Origin of the sequence: Leifsonia sp. 2MCAF36 (assembly GCF_052115525.1) — a bacterium.
GTDB lineage: Bacteria > Actinomycetota > Actinomycetes > Actinomycetales > Microbacteriaceae > Leifsonia.
This window is the reverse complement of record NZ_JBFRGV010000002.1, coordinates 96,799-116,595: the sequence shown is the minus strand read 5'-3', so window position 1 is coordinate 116,595 and position 19,797 is coordinate 96,799. Positions and strand designations below refer to the sequence as shown.

General features: G+C 69.5%; 22 protein-coding genes. 6 read left to right on the top strand and 16 right to left on the bottom strand.

The genetic code is table 11. The annotated features are described in order from the left end of the window. Positions 1–205 precede the first annotated feature (205 nt). The 3 genes from AB4079_RS04100 to AB4079_RS04090 form a co-directional block, all read right to left on the bottom strand. On the bottom strand, positions 206–1,543 hold the full coding sequence (locus AB4079_RS04100) for a class II 3-deoxy-7-phosphoheptulonate synthase (RefSeq protein WP_441786259.1): 1,338 nt from the start codon (positions 1,541–1,543) through the stop codon (positions 206–208). Between the two features lie 107 nt (positions 1,544–1,650). After that, entirely contained in the window at positions 1,651–2,340 is a 690-nt protein-coding gene (locus AB4079_RS04095; RefSeq protein WP_441786016.1) for a lysophospholipid acyltransferase family protein, read from the bottom strand. A gap of 28 nt (positions 2,341–2,368) precedes the next feature. Next, on the bottom strand, positions 2,369–3,319 hold the full coding sequence (locus AB4079_RS04090) for an ROK family glucokinase (RefSeq protein ID WP_441786015.1): 951 nt from the start codon (positions 3,317–3,319) through the stop codon (positions 2,369–2,371). A 144-nt stretch (positions 3,320–3,463) separates the two neighbouring features. Between AB4079_RS04090 and AB4079_RS04085 the strand changes: the two genes are divergently transcribed. Genes AB4079_RS04085 through AB4079_RS04075 form a run of 3 tightly spaced genes read left to right on the top strand, consistent with a single transcriptional unit; the run spans position 3,464 to position 5,846 of the window. Next, positions 3,464–5,287: an AMP-dependent synthetase/ligase gene (locus AB4079_RS04085; protein WP_441786014.1), complete on the top strand. Its 1,824-nt coding sequence runs from the start codon at positions 3,464–3,466 to the stop codon at positions 5,285–5,287. Between the two features lie 59 nt (positions 5,288–5,346). Further along, entirely contained in the window at positions 5,347–5,595 is a 249-nt protein-coding gene (locus tag AB4079_RS04080) for a type II toxin-antitoxin system Phd/YefM family antitoxin (RefSeq protein WP_441786013.1), read from the top strand. Further along, positions 5,592–5,846 (top strand): type II toxin-antitoxin system RelE family toxin, encoded by a 255-nt coding sequence (locus tag AB4079_RS04075; RefSeq protein WP_441786012.1) that lies wholly within the window; start codon positions 5,592–5,594, stop codon positions 5,844–5,846. The genes AB4079_RS04080 and AB4079_RS04075 overlap by 4 nt, the downstream gene beginning before the upstream one ends. Before the next feature lie 2 nt (positions 5,847–5,848). Here the strand turns inward: AB4079_RS04075 and AB4079_RS04070 are convergent, their stop codons facing one another. From AB4079_RS04070 to AB4079_RS04055, 4 genes are all read right to left on the bottom strand, one after another. Continuing rightward, positions 5,849–6,694 (bottom strand): NAD-dependent epimerase/dehydratase family protein, encoded by an 846-nt coding sequence (locus AB4079_RS04070; protein ID WP_441786011.1) that lies wholly within the window; start codon positions 6,692–6,694, stop codon positions 5,849–5,851. Positions 6,695–6,790: 96 nt separating this feature from the next. Further along, on the bottom strand, positions 6,791–7,282 hold the full coding sequence (locus tag AB4079_RS04065; protein WP_441786010.1) for a peptide deformylase: 492 nt from the start codon (positions 7,280–7,282) through the stop codon (positions 6,791–6,793). 39 nt (positions 7,283–7,321) lie between these two features. Then, complete coding sequence (locus tag AB4079_RS04060) at positions 7,322–8,674, bottom strand: nucleotide-binding protein (RefSeq protein WP_441786009.1); 1,353 nt, start codon at positions 8,672–8,674, stop codon at positions 7,322–7,324. Between the two features lie 109 nt (positions 8,675–8,783). After that, on the bottom strand, positions 8,784–12,188 hold the full coding sequence (locus AB4079_RS04055) for a pyruvate carboxylase (RefSeq protein WP_441786008.1): 3,405 nt from the start codon (positions 12,186–12,188) through the stop codon (positions 8,784–8,786). Between the two features lie 79 nt (positions 12,189–12,267). On the opposite strand from AB4079_RS04055, the gene AB4079_RS04050 reads away from it, so the two are divergent. Further along, a complete protein-coding gene (locus AB4079_RS04050; RefSeq protein WP_441786258.1) occupies positions 12,268–13,074 on the top strand; it encodes a ParA family protein in 807 nt (268 codons plus the stop codon). Between the two features lie 326 nt (positions 13,075–13,400). Here AB4079_RS04050 and AB4079_RS04045 read toward each other — a convergent pair whose 3' ends face one another. The 7 genes from AB4079_RS04045 to AB4079_RS04015 all read right to left on the bottom strand — a co-directional run bounded on the left by AB4079_RS04045 (position 13,401) and on the right by AB4079_RS04015 (position 17,623). Next, on the bottom strand, positions 13,401–13,952 hold the full coding sequence (locus tag AB4079_RS04045; RefSeq protein WP_441786007.1) for a MerR family transcriptional regulator: 552 nt from the start codon (positions 13,950–13,952) through the stop codon (positions 13,401–13,403). Positions 13,953–14,085: 133 nt separating this feature from the next. After that, positions 14,086–14,778, bottom strand: a complete 693-nt coding sequence (ftsR, locus tag AB4079_RS04040; protein ID WP_441786006.1) for a transcriptional regulator FtsR — start codon at positions 14,776–14,778, stop codon at positions 14,086–14,088. Further along, positions 14,778–15,284 carry an FHA domain-containing protein gene (locus AB4079_RS04035; protein WP_441786005.1) on the bottom strand — a complete coding sequence of 169 codons (507 nt, stop codon included), beginning with the start codon at positions 15,282–15,284 and terminating at the stop codon, positions 14,778–14,780. Before AB4079_RS04035 ends, ftsR begins: the two co-directional genes overlap by 1 nt. Continuing rightward, positions 15,277–15,909 (bottom strand): CDP-alcohol phosphatidyltransferase family protein, encoded by a 633-nt coding sequence (locus AB4079_RS04030; RefSeq protein WP_441786004.1) that lies wholly within the window; start codon positions 15,907–15,909, stop codon positions 15,277–15,279. Before AB4079_RS04030 ends, AB4079_RS04035 begins: the two co-directional genes overlap by 8 nt. Positions 15,910–15,919: 10 nt before the next feature. Further along, the gene (locus tag AB4079_RS04025) at positions 15,920–16,750 is read right to left on the bottom strand and encodes a DUF72 domain-containing protein (protein WP_441786003.1); all 831 of its coding nucleotides are present in this window, start codon (positions 16,748–16,750) and stop codon (positions 15,920–15,922) included. Then, the gene (locus AB4079_RS04020; RefSeq protein WP_441786002.1) at positions 16,750–17,154 is read right to left on the bottom strand and encodes an RNA-binding S4 domain-containing protein; all 405 of its coding nucleotides are present in this window, start codon (positions 17,152–17,154) and stop codon (positions 16,750–16,752) included. Before AB4079_RS04020 ends, AB4079_RS04025 begins: the two co-directional genes overlap by 1 nt. Before the next feature lies 1 nt (position 17,155). Continuing rightward, on the bottom strand, positions 17,156–17,623 hold the full coding sequence (locus tag AB4079_RS04015) for a HEAT repeat domain-containing protein (RefSeq protein WP_441786001.1): 468 nt from the start codon (positions 17,621–17,623) through the stop codon (positions 17,156–17,158). A gap of 74 nt (positions 17,624–17,697) precedes the next feature. Here AB4079_RS04015 and AB4079_RS04010 point away from each other — a divergent pair, with 74 nt between their 5' ends. Next, positions 17,698–18,204, top strand: coding sequence for a hypothetical protein (locus AB4079_RS04010; RefSeq protein ID WP_441786000.1), 507 nt, complete (start codon positions 17,698–17,700; stop codon positions 18,202–18,204). Here the strand turns inward: AB4079_RS04010 and AB4079_RS04005 are convergent. Then, positions 18,126–18,959, bottom strand: coding sequence for a DUF1295 domain-containing protein (locus tag AB4079_RS04005; RefSeq protein ID WP_441785999.1), 834 nt, complete (start codon positions 18,957–18,959; stop codon positions 18,126–18,128). The genes AB4079_RS04010 and AB4079_RS04005 overlap by 79 nt on opposite strands. A gap of 96 nt (positions 18,960–19,055) precedes the next feature. On the opposite strand from AB4079_RS04005, the gene AB4079_RS04000 reads away from it, so the two are divergent. After that, entirely contained in the window at positions 19,056–19,358 is a 303-nt protein-coding gene (locus tag AB4079_RS04000; protein ID WP_441785998.1) for a hypothetical protein, read from the top strand. A gap of 10 nt (positions 19,359–19,368) precedes the next feature. Here AB4079_RS04000 and AB4079_RS03995 read toward each other — a convergent pair whose 3' ends face one another. Beyond that, a complete protein-coding gene (locus AB4079_RS03995; protein ID WP_441785997.1) occupies positions 19,369–19,758 on the bottom strand; it encodes a VOC family protein in 390 nt (129 codons plus the stop codon). Positions 19,759–19,797: the final 39 nt, after the last annotated feature.

The window sequence follows — 19,797 nt, the reverse complement described above, 5'->3', positions numbered from 1 at the left end:
GCGCCGCAAACGGAGGAGTTCCGGGCCGGGTAAGTGGCAACCCACCTCCTTTCCGCTCCAGCAACGGTGAGTTGCCTCGGACCATCCTCCGTTTCCCGACGCCCGTGGCAACCGGAGGAGACGCGCTCCGGGATCGAGCCTTACGACGCAAACGGAGGAGTCCGGCGGCACGGCGGCCGCCGGACTCCTCCGTTCGTGATGTGCGTCAGTCGGTCCGGGCGGCCGACAGCTCCTCGGCGACCAGGAAGGCCAGCTCGAGGGACTGCATGTGGTTCAGGCGCGGGTCGCAGAGCGACTCGTAGCGCGTGGCGAGGGTCGCCTCGTCGATGTGCTCGGAGCCGCCCAGGCACTCGGTCACGTCGTCGCCGGTCAGCTCGACGTGGATCCCGCCCGGGTTCGTCCCTGCCGCGCGGTGCGCCTCGAAGAAGCCCTTCACCTCGTCGACGACATCGTCGAAGCGCCGCGTCTTGTAGCCGTTCGGGGTGGTCAGGCCGTTGCCGTGCATGGGGTCGGTGACCCAGAGCGGCTTCGCGTCCGTACGCTTGATCGCGTCGAGCAGCGGGGGCAGCGCGTCCCGGATCGTGCCGGCACCCATGCGGGTGATGAACGTCAGACGGCCGGGCTCGCGCTCGGGGTCGAGCTTGTCGATCAGGCGCAGCATGTCATCGCGCGAGGTCGACGGGCCCAGCTTCACACCGATCGGGTTGCGCACCCGCGACAGGAAGTCGACGTGCGCACCATCGATCTCGCGCGTCCGCTCGCCGATCCAGACGAAGTGCGCCGAGGTGTTGTACGGCGTCCCGGTGCGCGAGTCGATGCGCGTCATCGGACGCTCGTAGTCCATCAGCAGCGCCTCGTGGCTGGAGTAGAACTCCACCCGCGTGAGCTCGTCGAAGTCGGCGCCCGCCGCCTCCATGAACTTGATGGCCCGGTCGATCTCGCGCGCCAGACCCTCGTACCGCTGGTTGGCGGGGTTCGCCGCGAAGCCCTTGTTCCAGCTGTGCACCTGACGGAGGTCGGCGAAGCCACCCTGAGTGAAGGCACGGATGAGGTTCAGGGTGGAGGCGGCGGTGTGGTACCCCTGCACCAGCCGGCGCGGGTCGGCCTGGCGCGACTCGGGCGTGAAGTCGTAGCCGTTGACGATATCGCCGCGGTAGGCGGGAAGGGTCACGCCGTTGCGGGTCTCGGTGTCGCTGGACCGCGGCTTGGCGAACTGCCCGGCCATGCGGCCCATCTTGATGACCGGCACGGATGCGCCGTAGGTCAGCACGACCGCCATCTGCAGCACCGTCTTGACCCTGTTGCGGATCGCATCGGCCGTGGCGCCCGCGAAGGTCTCGGCGCAGTCGCCGCCCTGCAGCAGGAACGCCTGCCCGCTGGCGGCGCGTGCCAGACGTGCCCGCAGCTGGTCGACCTCGCCGGCGAAGACGAGCGGCGGCAGCGTCGCGATCTCGGCGGAAGCGGCGGCAGCGGCCTCCTGGTCCGGCCACTGCGGCTGCTGCTTGATCGCGAGCGTGCGCCAATACTCCAGGCCCTCGATCACGGACTCGTCAGGTCGCACGACGGGCTCTGTGGTCTGTAGCACTGGTCTTCCGCTCACTCGGGATGGTTGGGATATCCGAGCCTATCGCGAAAGGATGACGGTCCGTCCTACTGTGACAGCGTCGCCCGCTTCTCCTTGACGGTGCTGGCGTAGACGTCGACGTACTCCTGCTCTCCGAGCCGCTGCAGCTCGTACATGATCTCGTCGGTGACCGAGCGCAGGATGAAGCGGTCGCCCTCCATCCCGTCGAACCGGGAGAAGTCGAGCGGCTCGCCGATGATGATGCCGATCCGCCCGATCTTGGGGAGCCGGCGGCCGATCGGCATGATCTTCGCGGTGTCCACCATGGCGACGGGGACGACCGGGACGCCGGCTTCCAGGATCATCCGGGCGACGCCCGTCCGTCCCCGGTAGAGCTTGCCGTCGGGGCTGCGGGTGCCCTCGGGGTAGATGCCGAGGACCTTTCCTCGAGCGAGCACCCGGAGCCCCGTGTTGAGGGAGGCTTCCGACGCCTTGCCGCCCGAGCGGTCGATGGGAAGTTGACCCGTCGCATTCATGAACGCCTTGGTCGCCCAGCCGCGCAGGCCCCGCCGGGTGAAGTAGTCGCTCTTCGCCAGGAAGGAGACGCGGCGTTCGACCTCGAGCGGCAGGAAGACCGAATCGATGAACGAGAGATGGTTGCTGGCCAGGATGACCGGGCCGTCCCCTGGGATGTTCTCCAGGCCGACGACCCAGGGCCGGAAGATGCCGCGCAGCAGCGGTCCCACCACCACGTACTTCATCAGCCAGTAGAACATCGCACCGAAGCCTATCCCCCGCGGCGTCCTAGAGCGAGGAGGCGTGCAGGCGCGCCAGGTCGGCGGCACCCACGACCCCGGCGTCGTTCACGAGCTCGGCGATGGCGAACTCCGGCTCCGGATGGAACCCGCGCGCCGGCAGGTTCTCCAGGTAGGCCTGGCGGATCGGCTCGAGCAGCAGCTCGCCGGCCTGGGCGACACCACCACCGAACACGAACAGCTGCGGGTCGAGGATGGCGCCGAGGCTCGCGCAGGCCTGGCCGAGCCAGTCGCCGAGCTGGCGCAGCGCGGCAAGCGCGCCCGGGTCGCCCGCGCTGATGAGCGCGCTGATGTCGTGGCCGGTGAGTGCACCGGTGCGCAAGCGCACGTCCGCCAGCGCCTGCCCGATTCCGCCGGCGTCGGCGAGCTCGTTCGCCATCCGCTGCAAAGCGCGTCCCGATCCGTACTGCTCGATGCAGCCGTGGGCGCCGCAGCCGCAGGGCAGCCCGCCGGGCACCACGCGCATGTGCCCGATCTCGGCTCCCGCGCCGAAGCCGCCGCGGAACAGCCGGTCGTTGCTGACGATGGCGCCGCCGACGCCGGTGCCGATGGTGAGGACGACCATGTCGGAGACCAAGCGGCCGGCGCCGTACCGGAACTCCGCCCAGCCCGCCGCGTTGGCGTCGTTCTCGATCAGCACCGGGAGGTCGATCCGGTTCTCGAGCTTCTCGCGGAACGGCTCGTGTCGCCAGCTGATGTTCGGCGCGTAGTAGACGGTGGACTGCGCCGCGTCGATGAAGCCGGCCGCCGCGACTCCGGCGCCCGCGATTTCCTCGGGGCCGTCGGAGAGCCGCTCGATCATCGCGACGACCGCGTTCTCGATCTCCTCCGGACGGCTGGCGTCGGTGGGCACGCGGTCTTCGCGCACGATCGTTCCGAGCTCATCCACCAGGGCGCCCGCGATCTTGGTCCCGCCGATGTCGATGCCGATCGCGTGCACGTGTGGCCTTCCTGAGCGCGGGCGTGGAGATGGTCCCGACCGGGTCGAGGTCGACCTCCGGCAGGACCATCTAGAGTGTAATCAACCCCTTCGGTCGAAGCCATTCGGCCGGATGTCCGCCCGCCCGGTATCGAGGGAGCTACCGTGAACCTGATCGAAACCCCCGCCATCGTCGCAGCAGACCCTGACGCGAACGCGACCGACCTGCTCGTGCAGCGGATGGCGCAAACCCCCGACCAGCCGCTGTTCAGCCTTCCGGACGGCGCGGGATGGAAGGACGTGACGACCGCGGAGTTCTACCACCAGGTCATCGCGCTGGCGAAGGGTCTGGTCGCCGCCGGCATCCAGCCGGGCGACAAAATCGGGCTGATGTCGAAGACCCGCTACGAGTGGACGCTGATCGACTTCGCGACCTGGTTCGCGGGTGCGGTGCTGGTGCCCATCTACGAGACCTCCTCCCCCACGCAGGTGCAGTGGAACATGTCCGACTCGGGTGCCATCGCGGTTTTCCTCGAGACCGCGGAGATGCACGCGCGCTTCGACGAGGTGCACCCGGAGCTTCCGCTCATCCACACGGTGTGGCAGCTGCATCTGGGCGACCTCGACAAGCTCGCCGCCGCCGGGCGGGACGTCCCGGACGAGGAGATCGAGCGCCGGCGCCGGATCGCCAAGGGTTCCGACATCGGCACCCTGATCTACACCTCCGGCTCGACGGGACGTCCGAAAGGATGCGTCCTCACCCACTCCAACTTCGTCGAACTCTGCCGCAACTCGGCCGAGGCGCTGAAGGATGTCGTGCAGAGCGGCGCATCCACTCTGCTGTTCATCACGACCGCGCACATCTTCGCGCGGTTCATCGCGGTCCTCTGCGTGACCGGCGGGGTGAAGGTGGGCCACCAGGCCGACACCAAGCAGCTGCTTCCGGCGCTGGCGAGTTTCAAGCCGACGTTCCTCCTCGCGGTGCCACGCGTGTTCGAGAAGGTCTACAACTCGGCGGAGCAGAAGGCGGAGAGCGGCGGACGCGGCAAGATCTTCCGTGCGGCGGCGGAGGTCGCCGTGGAGCACTCCAAGGCGGTCGAGGCCGGCTCGGTGCCGTTCGGCCTGAAGCTGAAGTTCGCCCTCTACGACCGGCTCGTGTACTCGAAGCTGCGTGCGGCGATGGGCGGGCGCGTGAAGTTCGCGGTGTCAGGCTCCGCTCCGCTCGGCTCGCACCTCGGCCACTTCTTCCATAGCCTCGGCATCAAGATCCTGGAAGGCTACGGTCTCACCGAGACGACGGCGCCGGCCACGGTGAACCGGCCGGACTCGTTCCGGATCGGCACGGTCGGCCCGGCACTCCCCGGCGTCGACCTCCGGCTCGCCGACGACGGCGAGATCCAGGTGCGCGGCATCAACGTCTTCAAGGAGTACTGGAAGAACCCGGAGGCGACAGCTGCCGCGTTCGAGGACGGCTGGTTCCGCACGGGCGACATCGGATCGTTCGACGAGGACGGCTTCCTCACCATCACCGGCCGCAAGAAGGAGATCATCGTCACGGCGGGCGGCAAGAACGTCTCCCCGGCGGCGCTCGAGGACCCGATCCGCGCCAACCCGCTGGTCAGTCAGGTGATCGTTGTCGGTGACCAGAAGCCCTTCATCTCGGCGCTGGTCACGCTCGACACGGAGATGCTGCCCACCTGGCTCGCCAACAACGGCGAGGACAAGGACATGACGCTGGCGGAGGCGTCGGTGAACCCGGCCGTGCACGCCGAGATCCAGCGCGCCATCGACCACGCGAACGCCGGCGTCTCCCGCGCGGAGAGCATCCGCAAGTTCGTCGTGCTCGCCACCGAGCTGAGCGAGGCGAGCGGGCACCTGACGCCGAAGCTGAGCATCAAGCGCAACGTCATCCTGGCCGACTTCGCCGACGTCATCGACGGCCTCTACAGCGACAACCCGAGCACGCAGGGCTTCTCGCTGGCCCACTGAGCCGCTCCGATCAATCGACACCTTTGTACATTTGAGGGGCACAAATGTACAATTGCCGTATGGACGTCGTCAGCGCAGCGGAAGCGCGCAACCACCTGGCCGAGGTCATCGAGCGCGCCGCTCACGGCCCTGTGGCCATCGAGCGCCGCGGAGAGCGGGCGGCGGTGATCGTCAGCCCACAGGAGTACGACCGGCTGATGGAGGCACTCGAAGACATCGAGGATGCCGCCGCTTACGACGCCGCAATCGCGGAAGAGGGCACGAACATCCCTTGGGACCAGGTGAAGGCCGACCTCGGTCTCGCATGAGTTACCGGATCGAACTGCGCCCGGCGGCGGTGCGCGCCCTCCGGAAGATCGACCGGCAGCACCTTCCCCGCATCCAAGGCGTCATCGCCCTGCTGGCGCAGGACCCACGACCCCCTGGCACGACCGCTTTGCGAGGCCGTCCCGGCTTTCGAGTGCGCGTTGGCGACTACCGCGTCCTCTACACCGTCGAAGACGACGTCCTTCTTGTGGTCGTCATCGACCTCGGGCATCGCCGAGAGATCTACCGCTAGCGTCAGACCTCGTCGCGCCAGGTGTGCTGGGGAGCGTAGCCGAGGATGCGGCGCGCCTTGTCGATGGAGAGCAGGGTGTCGTTGGTGCCGAGTTCGCGCTTCAGCGAGACGCCGGGGAAGACCTCCGCGACCAGTTCCTCGTTGGGGCGGCTCATCACGGTGTCGGCTGCGGCGATGATGAAGCGGTCGAAACCGGTCGTGTCCCACTCCAGTGCTCGGCGGATGGCCTGGGCGCCGTCCCGGCCGTCGATGTAGCCCCACAGGTTCCACTTGCGCGCACGCGCGTCCCCGTCGAACGCCGGGAAGGCGGCGTAGTCCTCGGGGTCCATCACGTTCGAGAAGCGGAGGGCGACGATCTTCAGCGCCGGATCCCAGCGGACCAGCTGGATCGCCATCTGCTCCTCGAGGTGCTTCACCAGCGAGTAGGTGCTCTCCGGGCGTGCCGGGTAGTCCTCGTCGACGGGGATGTACGGCGGCGGCACGTCGAACGGCAGCCCCAGCACGGTCTCGCTCGATGCGTAGACGACGTTGCGGATGCCGGCGCGGCGCGCGGCCTGGAACACGTTGTAGGTGACCCGGATGTTGTTGTGGAACGTCGCCACGTCGCTCAGGATGCCCGGTGCCGGGATGGCGGCCAGGTGCACGATCGCGTCGAAGCCGTCGTGCTGGTCGTTCACACCCAGGATCGCGTCGATCGTCTGACCGTAGTCGGTCAGGTCGACCCGGACGAACCCCGGGCCGCGCTCCCCGGTCGCATCGAGGGAGATGACCTCATCCCCCGCCGCCCGCAGCTCGCGCACCACCGTGCGTCCGAGCTTGCCCGATCCTCCTGTGACCGCAATTCGCATACGGTCATCCTAGGCGCGGGCCGACCACGCGCACCGCGAGGTGCTCGCAGACGTTCGCGACACGCCGTAAGCCCGCGTAGGTGCGAGCACCTCGCGTCAGAACCAGTCGGACTCGCGCACCTGACGCATCGCCTCGCGGCGGGTCTCCTTGTCGAGGCGGTCCAGGTAGAGCTTCCCCTCGAGGTGGTCCGTCTCGTGCTGCAGCGCCTGGGCCAGCACGCCGGTGCCGGAGACCTCGATCGGGTTGCCGTCCAGGTCGATGCCGGTCACCCGCGCGAACGGGTAGCGGAGCGTCTGGAACCACAGGCCCGGGACGGAGAGGCAGCCCTCGTCGACCAGCTCGGGCTCGCCCGACACCTCGGCGAGCACCGGGTTGATCACGTACCCGACCTCGCCGTCGACGTTGTAGCTGAACGCGCGCTCGTTGACGCCGATCTGCGGTGCGGCCACGCCGGCGCGGCCCGGAGGGAGGACGCTGTCCACGAGGTCCTCGACCAGCCCACGGACGCCCTCGTCGATCTCGCCGATCGGGTCCGACGGGGTCTTCAGCACGGGGTCGCCGAACAGGCGGATCTGACGCTCGGTCACGGGAACTCCTCGGAAAACGGCGGGGACGGTCGGGGTGGCTCAGTCGCGCTCGGCCGGGAGACCCTCGACGACGAGGGCGGCCAGCGTGCGGGCGGACAGCCGGGTCAGCGGCTTGAGGTCCTTCCACGACACAACCGAGCCGGCGGCCAGCTGCGGGTCGTACGGGACGCGGACGATCTCACGGACGCGCGAGCGGAAGTGCGCCTCGATCTCCTCCAGCTTGACCAGGTTGGTCGCGTGCGTCGCCGTGTTGAGCGCGACGACCGCGTTGCGCACCAGTTCGCCGTAGCCGTTCGCCTCCAGCCAGGTGAGTGTCTCGGAGGCCAGCCGGGCCTCGTCGACGCTGCCGCCGGAGACGATGACCAGCGAGTCGGCGCGCTGCAGCGTCGCCCGCATCACGGAGTGGACGATCCCCGTGCCGCAGTCGGTCAGGACGATCGAGTAGAACCGAGCCGACAGGTCGGCGACGACGTTGTAGTCGTTCTCGTCGAACGCCTCCGAGAGCATCGGGTCGGTGTCGGACGCGAGGATGTCGAGGCGCGTCTCATCCCGCGACACGAGGGCCGAGAAGTCGGTGAACCCACCGATGCTCGCCGCCTTGTGCACGACATCCCGAACCGTGGACCGGGTCTGCCGCGGCACCCGCTCTGACAGCGTCCCGCGGTCCGGGTTGGCATCGATGGCGATGATGCGGTCCTCGCGGGCCGAGGCCAGCGCCATCCCGAGCAGCGCGGTCACGGTGGTCTTGCCGACGCCGCCCTTGCGGGTGAGGACGGGCACGAACCGGGCACCGCCCTCGAAGTGCTTCTGGATGCGGTGATCGAGCTCCTTGCGGGCGCGCACCTTGGCGGAGTCGCCGAGGTTCACGGTGCGGAAGGTGATGTTGTAGACGAAGCGCTGCCACGGGCCTTCGGGGCCGGGGCGCGTCTTGCGGTTGACTTCGAGCAGGCGGTCGGCGGTCAGCATCGCGGCCGGCTCGGGCTGCGTGGAGGACTCCCCACGCAGGCGGTCGCGCCGGGAGCCCGCGAACGGCTCGCTCGGCGGGAGCGGCGGGGCGTCGCCGGCGGAGATCGCGGCGAGCCCGGCCGGGGCCTCGGGCGGCGTGGTGGTCAGGCGGGACGCGACGATGGCCACCGACATGGTCGACGGCTCGGTCGGCGAGGGGACGAAGCCCGGGTCGACCGGGACGTCGTCGATCGCGACCGCGGCCTCGTCCTCCGGCACCTCACGCGGGGGCACCGGGGGCAGATCGATGTCGATGCTGAGTGTCGAGTCGACCTCCAGCGATGGGACAGGCTCGAAGGCGGACGCCGGCGTCAGCTCGTCGTCGGCCGGCACGAGGTCGCGCGGGGTGCGCTCCTCCGGCGTGTCGGCGTCGGGGACTTCTGCCACGGCGTACGTTCTCCTTTACGTCTCGCGCGGTGCCGGACACGGCCCGCGACTCGTCATTGTAGGCCGTCGCGACCCCGAGGGGGCGCGACGGCCGTGTTCTGGCCCTGCGTCAGGCGGGCTGGATGACCACGATGAGGTCGCCGGCGTCCACCTGCTGCGTCTTCGGGATGGCGAGCCGCTCGACCGTTCCGGCCACCGGTGCGGTGATCGCCGCCTCCATCTTCATGGCCTCGATGGATGCGACGGCCTGGCCGGCCGCGATCGGGTCGCCGACGGCGACCTGCAGCGTGACAACGCCCGAGAACGGCGCCGCGACCTGGCCGGGCTTGGCGGAGTCCGCCTTCTCGGCCGCCTTCGACTCGACGACGATGCTGCGGTCGCGCACGAAGACCGGCCGCAATTGGCCGTTCAGCGTGGTCATGACCGTGCGCATCCCCTTCTCGTCGGCCTCGCCGATCGCCTCCAGGCCGATGTACAGCCGAACGCCCCGGCTGAACTCGATGACGTGCTCGCTGCCCTGCTGGAGGCCGTAGAGGTAGTCGAGGGAGTCGACGACCGACAGATCGCCGAAGAGCTCCCGCATCTGCTCGTAGATGCGGGTCGGGGCGGGGAACAGCAGGCGGTTCAGCGTCGCGCGACGCTCCTCGCTCGACCCTTCGAGCGCGGACGCGTCGTCGGCCGAGAGGTCCTCCACGCCGACCTTGATCGTCTTGCCGGCCAGCACCTTCGTGCGGAACGGCTCCGGCCATCCACCCGGCAACTCGCCGAGCTCACCGGCCATGAAGCCGACCACCGAGTCCGGGATGTCGTAGTTCTGCGGGTTCTCGGCGAAGTCGTCCGGGTCGGCCTTCACGGCCGCGAGGTGCAGGGCCAGGTCGCCGACGACCTTCGAGGACGGCGTCACCTTCGGGATGCGGCCCAGGATGCGGTTCGCTGCCGCGTACATGTCCTCGACGAGCTCGAAGTCCTCTGCTAGGCCGAGCGCCTTCGCCTGCTGGCGCAGGTTGGAGAGCTGACCGCCCGGGATCTCGTGCTTGTAGACGCGGCCGGTGGGGCCCGGGAGGCCCGACTCGAACGGCCGGTACACCTGGCGCACGGCCTCCCAGTACGGCTCGAGGTCTTCGACCGCGGAGAGCGAGATGCCGGTGTCGCGCTCGGTGTGCGCGAGCGCGGCGACCAGGGCGGACGCGCTCGGCTGGCTCGTCGTCCCGGCCATCGGCGCGCTCGCCACGTCCACCGCGTCGGCACCGGCGCGGGATGCCGCCAGCAGTGTCGCCAGCTGGCCGCCGGGGGTGTCGTGCGTGTGCACGTGCACCGGGAGGTCGAACCGCTCGCGGAACGCGGCCACGAGCTTCTCGGCGGCGGAGGGGCGCAGCAGGCCCGCCATGTCCTTGATGGCCAGGATGTGCGCACCGGACTCGACGATCTGCTCGGCCAGACGCAGGTAGTAGTCGAGCGTGTAGAGGTCTTCGTTCGGGTCGAGCAGGTCACCGGTGTAGCAGACGGCGACCTCGGCGATGGACGTCCCGGTCGCCAGCACCGACTCGATCGCCGGACGCATCTGCGAGACGTCGTTGAGGGCGTCGAAGATGCGGAAGATGTCGACGCCCGTCGCCGCGGCCTCTCGCACGAAGGCGTCGGTCACCTGCGTCGGGTACGGCGTGTAGCCCACGGTGTTGCGGCCGCGGAGCAGCATCTGGATGTTGATGTTCGGCAGCGCCTCGCGCAGGGTCGACAGGCGCTCCCAGGGGTCCTCGCCGAGGAAGCGGAGGGCGACGTCGTAGGTCGCGCCTCCCCAGGCCTCGACCGAGAGCAGTTCCGGCGTCATCCGCGCCACGTACGGCGCGACCGCGACCAGGTCGCGGGTGCGGACGCGGGTCGCCAGCAGCGACTGGTGCGCATCCCGGAACGTCGTCTCGGTGACCGCGAGGGCTTTCTGTGCCCGCAGCGCCTCCGCGAAGCCCTGCGGGCCCAGCTCCAGCAGACGCTGCCGCGAACCGGCCGGCGCCGGAACGCTCAGGTCGATCTTCGGCAACTTCTCCGTCGGGTGAGCCGTCTCCGGGTGGGCGCCGTTCGGCTGGTTGACCGTGACGTCGGCGAGCCAGTTGAGCACCTTCGTGCCGCGGTCCTTGGATGCGCGGCCGCGGAACAGCTCCGGACGCTCCTCGATGAAGGAGGTGGAGACGTTGCCGGCGATGAAGTCCGGGTCCTCCATGACGGCCTGGAGGAAGGGGATGTTGGTGGCGACGCCGCGGACGCGGAACTCGGCCAGGGCGCGCCGGGCGCGCAGCACCGCGGCAGGGAAGTCGCGACCGCGGCAGATGAGCTTGGCCAGCATGGAGTCGAAGTGCGGGCTGATCTGCGCACCCGGGTTGATCGTCCCGCCGTCGAGGCGGATGCCCGCCCCGCCCGGGGAGCGGTACGTGGTGATCTTGCCGGTGTCAGGCCGGAAGCCGGCCGTCGGGTCCTCCGTCGTGATCCGGCACTGGAGCGCGGCGCCGCGCATGTGCACGGTCTCCTGGCTGAGACCCAGGTCGGCCAGCGTCTCCCCCGCGGCGATCCGGATCTGCGACTGCACCAGGTCGACGTCGGTGATCTCCTCGGTGATGGTGTGCTCCACCTGGATGCGCGGGTTCATCTCGATGAAGACGTGCTGGCCGGCGCGCTCGCCCGCCGTGTCGAGCAGGAACTCCACCGTTCCCGCGTTCTCGTATCCGATCGAGCGGGCGAAGGCGACCGCGTCACGGTAGAGCGCCTGACGGATGTCCTCGGACAGGTTCGGGGCCGGCGCGATCTCGACCACCTTCTGGTGGCGGCGCTGCACCGAGCAGTCGCGCTCGAACAGGTGCATGGTGTCGCCGGACGAATCGGCGAGGATCTGCACCTCGATGTGGCGCGGCCGCAGCACGGCCTGCTCCAGGAACATGGTCGGGTCGCCGAACGCGCTGTCCGCCTCCCGCATCGCCTCCTCGAGCGCTGCGCGCAGGTCGTCCTTCGTGTTCACGCGACGCATGCCGCGCCCGCCGCCGCCCGCGACCGCCTTGGCGAAGATCGGGAAACCGATCGCGTCGGCCCCGCCGATGAGCTCGTCGATGTCACGGGAGGGCGGCGTGGACTTGAGCACCGGGACACCCGCCGCGATGGCGTGCTCCTTCGCGGTGACCTTGTTGCCGGCCATCTCGAGAACCTCGGCGCGCGGGCCGATGAAGGCGATACCGGCCGCGCGGGCCGCTTCGGCCAGCTCGGGGTTCTCGGAGAGGAAGCCGTAACCGGGGTAGATCGCGTCGGCACCGGACTCCTGGGCGACGCGGATGATCTCGTTCACATCCAGGTACGCGCGGACCGGGTGGCCCGGCTCGCCGATCTGGTACGCCTCATCAGCCTTCAGACGGTGCATCGAGTTCCGGTCTTCGTACGGGAAGACGGCGACCGTGCGCGCGCCGAGCTCGTACGCGGCCCGGAAAGCCCGGATGGCGATTTCACCGCGGTTGGCAACGAGGATCTTTCGGAACATGGGGACCTTTCGAGCAGGGGTCGACACCACACAGCAAACGGTTAGGTTCTCTAAGACTAGTAAAGGTAACGTGGCTGTCGTGCACGTACTCAGCGTTAGCTCCCTCAAGGGCGGTGTCGGAAAGACGACGGTGACGCTCGGACTGGCATCGGCGGCGTTCGCGAAAGGCCTCCGCACGCTGGTGGTCGATCTCGATCCGCAGTCGGATGTCTCCACCGGCATGGACATCCAGGTCGCCGGACACCTCAATGTCGCCGACGTGCTCGCCTCCCCCAAAGAGAAGATCGTCCGCGCCGCGATCGCCCCGTCCGGCTGGACGAAGGGCCGCTCGGGCACCATCGACGTGATGATCGGAAGCCCGTCGGCCATCAACTTCGACGGCCCGCACCCGAGCATCCGCGACATCTGGAAGCTCGAGGAGGCGCTGGCGAACGTCGAGCACGACTACGAGCTCGTGCTGATCGACTGCGCACCCTCGCTGAATGCGCTCACCCGCACGGCCTGGGCCGCGAGCGACCGTGTCGCCGTCGTCACCGAGCCCGGCCTGTTCTCCGTCGCGGCCGCCGACCGTGCGCTGCGCGCGATCGAGGAGATCCGCCGCGGTCTCTCCCCGCGCCTCCAGCCGCTCGGCATCATCGTGAACCGGGCGCGCGTCCAGTCGCTCGAGCACCAGTTCCGCATCAAGGAGCTGCGCGACATGTTCGGCCCGCTCGTGCTCTCCCCCCAGCTGCCGGAGCGCACCTCGCTGCAGCAGGCGCAGGGCGCGGCGAAGCCGCTTCACGTCTGGCCGGGCGAGAGTGCCCAGGAGATGGCGCACAACTTCGACATGCTGCTGGAGCGCGTGCTGCGCACCGCCCGCCTCGGCGAGTACGCGACCACTCCCTGACCCTCACCGCTCGATTCGCGCTCCGTAGCGGTAGCGGGAGGATTCTTCGCGCTTTCGGTTGACACACTCCTCCCTTTCCGACTCTCAGCGGCTCGGGCGGCCGAATCTCCTCCGTTTTCTCAGCGCTGCCGCGAGGTCCGCTGCCAGTGCCGGACGGTGACAAACGGAGGATTCCAGGAGTAGGCGTGCCCAAATGGCGGGCAAGGGAGGACGGAAGTGGCCTCGGCGGCTCGGGTTCCTCCGTTTTCCGGGGCGGCACGCGCGGGGGCCGCCGGACAACGAAAAACGCCCGACCAGCGGGCGTTTTTGTGGCGGAGGGCCGAGGGTCAGCTGGCGCGCGTGCGCGCGGCACGGCGCGCGGCGAGCTCGTCCATCGCGTCGGCTTGGGTGTCCAGCTCGACGAGGCTCGTCTCCACCTCGCGCAGCACCTTGCCAACGGCGATGCCGAAGACGCCCTGCCCACGGCTGACGAGATCGATCACCTCGTCGTTGGAAGTGCACAGGTAGACGCTCGCGCCGTCGCTCATCAGCGTGGTCTGGGCGAGGTCGCTCACGCCCGACTCGCGCAGCTGGTTGACGGCTGTGCGGATCTGCTGCAGCGAGATACCGGTGTCGAGCAGGCGCTTGACCAGCTTGAGGACGAGGATGTCGCGGAAGCCGTAGAGGCGCTGCGAGCCGGAGCCGGCGGCGCCGCGGACGGTCGGCTCGACCAGTCCGGTGCGCGCCCAATAGTCCAGCTGACGGTACGAGATTCCGGCTGCACGGGCGGCGACCGCGCCCCGGTAACCGTTCACGTCGTCCATCTCGGGGAGGCCGTCCGTGAACAGGAGGCCCAGGTCGTAGCGGGAGGCGCCGTCGTCACGACTCAGTTCGCTCATGAAGATCGCCTCTCACCCGGGTAGTGAATCTCGCGCCGCAACCGCGTCGCTTCATCCACGGTACCCATGCGGCGGTCCGCGGGCAACGACATCCGCGGTTTCGGCGTCGGCGTGTCGAACCGGGTCGCCCGCGTCACGGGCGGAGCCGGGCAATGGATGAGCGGATGATGCTGCCGCGGACCGCGTCGAGCTGTGCCGCGATCTCGCGGGCGAGCTCCGCCGTTCGCGCCTTGCTGCTCACGTCGTTGCGCCGTGCGATCGGCACCAGGGCCGTCTCGATGAGGCCGATCTCGCGCTCGGCGGCCGCGCGGAAGCCGCGGAGGTGCCGGGGCTCGATGCCGCTGCGCCGCAGTTCGGCGAGGGCGCGCAGCACGGTCAGTGCGTCGTCGCCGTAGACGTCGGAGGCGACGATGAGGGAGGCGCTGACCGCCTCCTGCAGCAGGTGGGCGTCGGCTCCGGCCTCACGCAGCAACTCGTCCCGGCGGTAGCGTCGGGCGCCGCCCAGCATGGAACCGGTCGGCGTCGTGCCCGGGAAGGCGGGATCGAGCCCGGCATCCAGGTCGGCGAAGTACTTCTTGATCACCTTGAGCGGGAGGTAGTGGTCGCGCTGCATGGCCAGCACGGCGCGCAGCCGCTCCACGTCGGCGGGCGAGAACTTGCGGTACCCCGACGCCGTGCGCGACGGGGACACCAGCCCGCGCTCCTCCAGGAAGCGCAGCTTCGACGACGACAGGTCGGGGAACTCTGGGCTCAGCCGACCGAGGACCTGGCCGATGCTGAGCAGGGCCGGAGCGTCGCCGGCGGCCCTCTGGGCCGGCCGGGCCACTAGCCGTTCGCCGCTGCGGCGAGGTCGTGGCGCGACGCGTAGAACGTCAGCCGGAACTTCCCGATCTGGACCTCGGCCGAATCGGCGAGCAGGGCGCTCTCGATCCGGACGCCGTCGTAGTAGGTGCCGTTGAGCGACCCCAGGTCGCGGACCTCGAAGGCCGTACCGCGGCGCGTGAACTCCGCGTGGCGGCGCGACACGGTCACGTCGTCGAGGAAGATGTCGGCGTTCGGGTGGCGGCCCGCGGTCGTGACGTCGGCATCGAGGAGGAAGCGCGCTCCCGAGTTCGGCCCGCGGCGCACGATGAGCAGTGCGGAACCGGTGGGCAGAGCCGCGATCGCCTCCTTCTCTTCAGGCGATACCTCGCCCGACGGGTACATCTTCGAGATGAATTCCTCACCGAAGCGCGCGGTCGTGTCCTCGTTGCCGCCGGCGTCGCGCAGGGGGCCCTGGGCGGCGTCGTCGTCTCCGCCGGCCGCAGCGTCTGGGTTCTTGTCTTCAGGCACCGTCTACCTCCTTGCCGTCCAGCGTATCCGATGGAGCGCCCCTGTCATCGGCCGGAAGGCGGATGACCCTGGCTGTCTCCCGGATGTACAGCACTCCGGCCCACCAGTAGAGGAACGCTCCCCACAGCGCGAACGCCCAGCCGAGGGGCAGGGACACCGGCGCGAGCGGCGCGAACGCCTCGCCCAGCATCAACAGCGGGAGCGCCCAGAACAGGCAGAAGGTCGCGACTTTTCCGAGGTGGTGAACCGGGAGGGGGCCGAACCCGTGGTTCGCGAGGATGATGCCGAGCACCGCGAGCATCACATCCCGCCCGACGATCACCACGAACAGCCACCAGGGGATGACCTCACGCCAGCAGAGGCCGATCAGGGCCGCGAAGATGTACAGCCGGTCGGCAGCCGGATCGAGCAGCTGGCCGAGGCGCGACTCCTGCCGCAGCCGGCGGGCGAGCCAGCCGTCGAGGAAGTCCGTCACGCTCGAGAAGACCAGCACCAGCAGCGCGTAGCCGTCCTCGCCGGTGATCACCAGCCAGAGGAAGACCGGGACGAGAGCGAGGCGGAAGAAGCTCAGGACGTTGGGGATCGTCCAGACCCGCGAACTCACGACGGCGCTGTCTCCCTCCACGCGTACGAGTCTAGTGAGGACGGGGCGTCCAGCCCGCGAGCCGGTCGCGGAGACCCATCGCGTCGTACGGGGCGCGAACCTTCACGTCGTTGTCGAAGTAGGCGTAGACGTCCATCCCGCGCTCCAGCCAGCCGCCGAGTTCCGCCGCCCAGCGGTCCAGCGACTCGTCGGTGTAGCCGCTCGTGTAGAGCTCCACGTCGCCGTGCAGGCGGACATACGCGAACCCGGCCGTCGACTCCCGAATGACGGGATAGCGGCCAGCCGTGTCGGCCAGCACGATCGCGACGCCGTGAGCGCGGGCGAGCGCCGTGAAGGCGGGGACATCGAACGACGCGTGCCGCACCTCCACCACATGGCGGAGCGGACGGTCGGCGTCGGCTGCCACGTGAGTGCGGTCCTCGTCCAGCGTCGCCTCCCCCGCCAGCGCCGCCGCCTCGGTGGTCGTCCGCGGCAGCATCCCGAAGAATGCGTCCACGGACTCGGCGTCGAACTGGAGGGTCGGAGGCAGCTGCCAGAGCAGCGGGCCCAGCTTGGGGCCGAGGGCGAGCACGCCGGAGGCGAAGAAGTTCGCGAGCGCCGTCCTGACGTTCCGCAGGCGCAGGATGTGCGTGATGTAGCGGCCGCCTTTGACGCTGAAGACGAATTCGTCCGGCGTGTGCTCGGCCCAGGTCCGATAGCTGGACGGCCGCTGCAGGGAGTAGAAGCTGCCGTTGATCTCGATGGAGTCGAGCCGCTCGGAGGCGTACTCCAGCTCCAGCCGGTGCTGGAGCTTCGGCGGGTAGAAGACGCCGCGCCAGGGCGCGTAGGTCCACCCCGAGATCCCGATGCGCGCGAGCGCCATCAGCGGCGCCGGAGGTGGTCCAGCATGCGCCGCTCACGCTTGGTCGGCCGGCCCGCGCCGCGTTCGCGGATGACGGTCGCCGGCGTCTCCGTGCGCAGCGGAGGCGGCGGGGTGCGGTCCTCGAAGCATCCGGCGGCGACGGCCGCGCTGACCCGCTTCACGATCAGCCGGCGGGCGATGTAGATGTGCTCGGTGCCGCCGGCGAAGGCGCGCACCTCATCCCCCACCTTCACCGGCTGCGCCGGCTTGGCGCGTTCGCCGTTGACCTTGAGGTGGCCGGCCTTGCAGGCGTCCGACGCGGCCGAGCGGGTCTTGAACAGCCGGACCGCCCACGCCCAGGAGTCGACGCGGACGCTCGACGGTCCCTGCTGCAGGATCGCACCGGACGCGGCAGACCCGGGCATCTCAGACCGCCGAGACGGGCCGCCGCTCGGCCGGCTGACCCTCTTCCGGCTGCCGCTCGGCGGGCTGCCCCTCCTCCGCCAGCGACGCCTTCCACGTCACCAGGCTGCGGACCGTGCGGCTGCGGTCGGTGGCCAGCTTCTCCATCACGTCGGACGGCACGAAATAGTTGACGGCCACCCAGCCGCGCACGGTCTCGGAGCGGTCGTCCGCGAGCATGCGCAGGATGTCGCACGGCGTCGCCTCGTTCTTCGCCACGCAGCCGCGGACGCCCTCGTCCGGGTCTTTCGCCAGGGTCAGGAAGAGGTCCTCCGGCGTGTTGTAGCTGCTGGCCACCGCCTCCCGGATCTTCGGGTTGGGGTCCGTCGCCAGCAGCCGCAGCCGGCGGACCTTGCTCTCCGTCACCTCCGGCGCGGGATGCAGCGCCGCGGCCTCCTCGGCGGTGAGCATCGCCGGCCGGTGGCTCCGCATGGCCTGACGCTGAGCGGGTGTGTTGAACCGGATGCACGACATATTCCCACCGTAGCCCGGGTTACCGTAAACGCATGGAAACTCTCCTCGCGCGGCTCGACCGCATCGCGGGAGGCCGTCACGCCGCCTACACGGTGCCCGAGGAGGGCCGTGCGCACCCGCTCACGCGGCGCGCGTTCACCGTCATCGGCTGGCTTCTCGCCGCCGAACTGCTCATCGGGCTGGCCGCGGTCGTTGTGGCGTTCGTGCTGACCCGCGACGGGGTGGCCGTGCCGTTCCCGGTGTGGATGCGGTCGGTGATCGTGCTCGGCATGACGACGACGCTGTTCTACTTCGCGTGGCGCGCGCAGCGGGGCTACTACTGGGCCTACTCGAGACTGCGGCTGTTCGCGAAGATCTTCCCGGTGGTGACCCTGGTGATCGCCGCGATTCCCGGGCTGTACCCGCTGTGGATGGTGACCGAGCAGATCGTCTTCAGCCTCATCCTGATCGGCGTCGCCGACTACCTGGACTCCGACCACATGCGCTCGGTGTTCCTGCGACCGGGGAACCAGGGCACGACGGGCGACGTGCGGGCCTGATACTCGGCGTACTCCGGGTAACGGGAGCGGGAGATGCTCTCGGTGAAGATCGTCGACCCGACGAACAGGCCGGTGAGCAGCAGTGGGCCGACGACCGTCCACTGCAGCAGCGAACCGGCCGCGACACAGCCGAACAGGAACACGACCCACCACTGCGCCTGCTCGAAGAAGAAGTTCGGGTGCCGCGAGAAGCGGAACAGGCCGGACTGCAGGAACCGCGGCGACGGCTGACGTCCGGCGGCGGTCTCCGCGCTCTTCCACTGGTGGAATCGCCACTGCTGCTGGTCGGCGATCGTCTCGCCGGTCAGGAACGCCAGGAACACCGCGGCGAGGATGACATCCAACGGGGTGAGCGGGGTGCGGTGCTGGTAGGCCGTCCAGACGGGCAGCGCGATCAGGAGCAACAGGATGTTCTGGTAGATCACGATGAAGAACAGGTTGAAGAGCTGGAACGCACCGGCGCCCATCCGGCCGCGGAGCACCTGCCAGCGGTAGTCCTCGCCGCCCGGCGCATAGCCGCCCTTGCGCGCGAAGTTGACGGTGAGCCGCGCCCCCCAGAGTGTGACCAGCACCGCGACGAGGTCGAGCCGCGGGTCGGCCAGGCCGGCCGATCCGGCGAACACCCAGACGTAGACGACGGGCACGATGGACCAGATGCGGTCGACCCAGGAGTGCTCCCCCGTGACGAGCGAGAGTACCCAGGTGCCCAGGCAGGCGACGGCCAGGATCCACAGGCAGATGATGAACGGCTCCACGGCCACATCCTACGTCCCTGTTCGCCGAGCGAATGCCTGCTGTGCGTACGCTGTGTCGCGCTCGCGACACCCGGTGGACGCGCCTAACGTATGGACGTGTCGACTTCCGGCTCGCGGACCTTCCGTGCGGTGCTCCTTCGAGAGAACGGGCAACCACCGCACGCACTGACGCTGCCCACCGAGGTGGATGTGCCGCCGAGCCGAATCCGCATCCCCGCCGACTTCGCGGGGGCGTCCGCCTTCGAGGTCTTCGAGCTCGCCGACGACCGCGGTTGGCCGGACGAGGCGACCTACCAGCTCGTGGCGACCATCCCCCGGTCCACCGCGGACCTGCCCGTTCGCGACGGCATCGCCGACGACGCGTACGGCTTCCGCAGCGGCGACGAGCCGCCGGCCTGAACCGCGCCGGTCAGTTCTGCAGCACCGACAGCACGTTGCCTGCCGGGTCGCGGAACCAGGCGATGTCGGGTCCCCGGTCGGACGCGCGCCCGCGGAGGACGCCCTTCTGGTCGGTCGGAAGCTCCGGGTCGTCGTAGATGGCCGTCGCGACACCCTTCGCGTTCAGCTCGTCGACGGCCTGGTCGATGTCGTCGACGACGAGGTTCAGGATGGTGAACGTCGCCGGCGTGTGGTCCGCCTTGGGGTAGATGAACACGTGGCCGCCGGCCGGCAGCTCCAGGTCCAGGTTGCCCATGGGGCCGTCGGTGATGCGCAATCCGAGCGTCTCGCCGTAGAAGGCTTTCGCCGCGGGGATGTCGTCGACGCTGAAGCCGCTGAAGATTTCGAGTGGGGTGACCATGGCGTCCACTCTGCTCGCCCTGCACCGCGGATGTCTAGT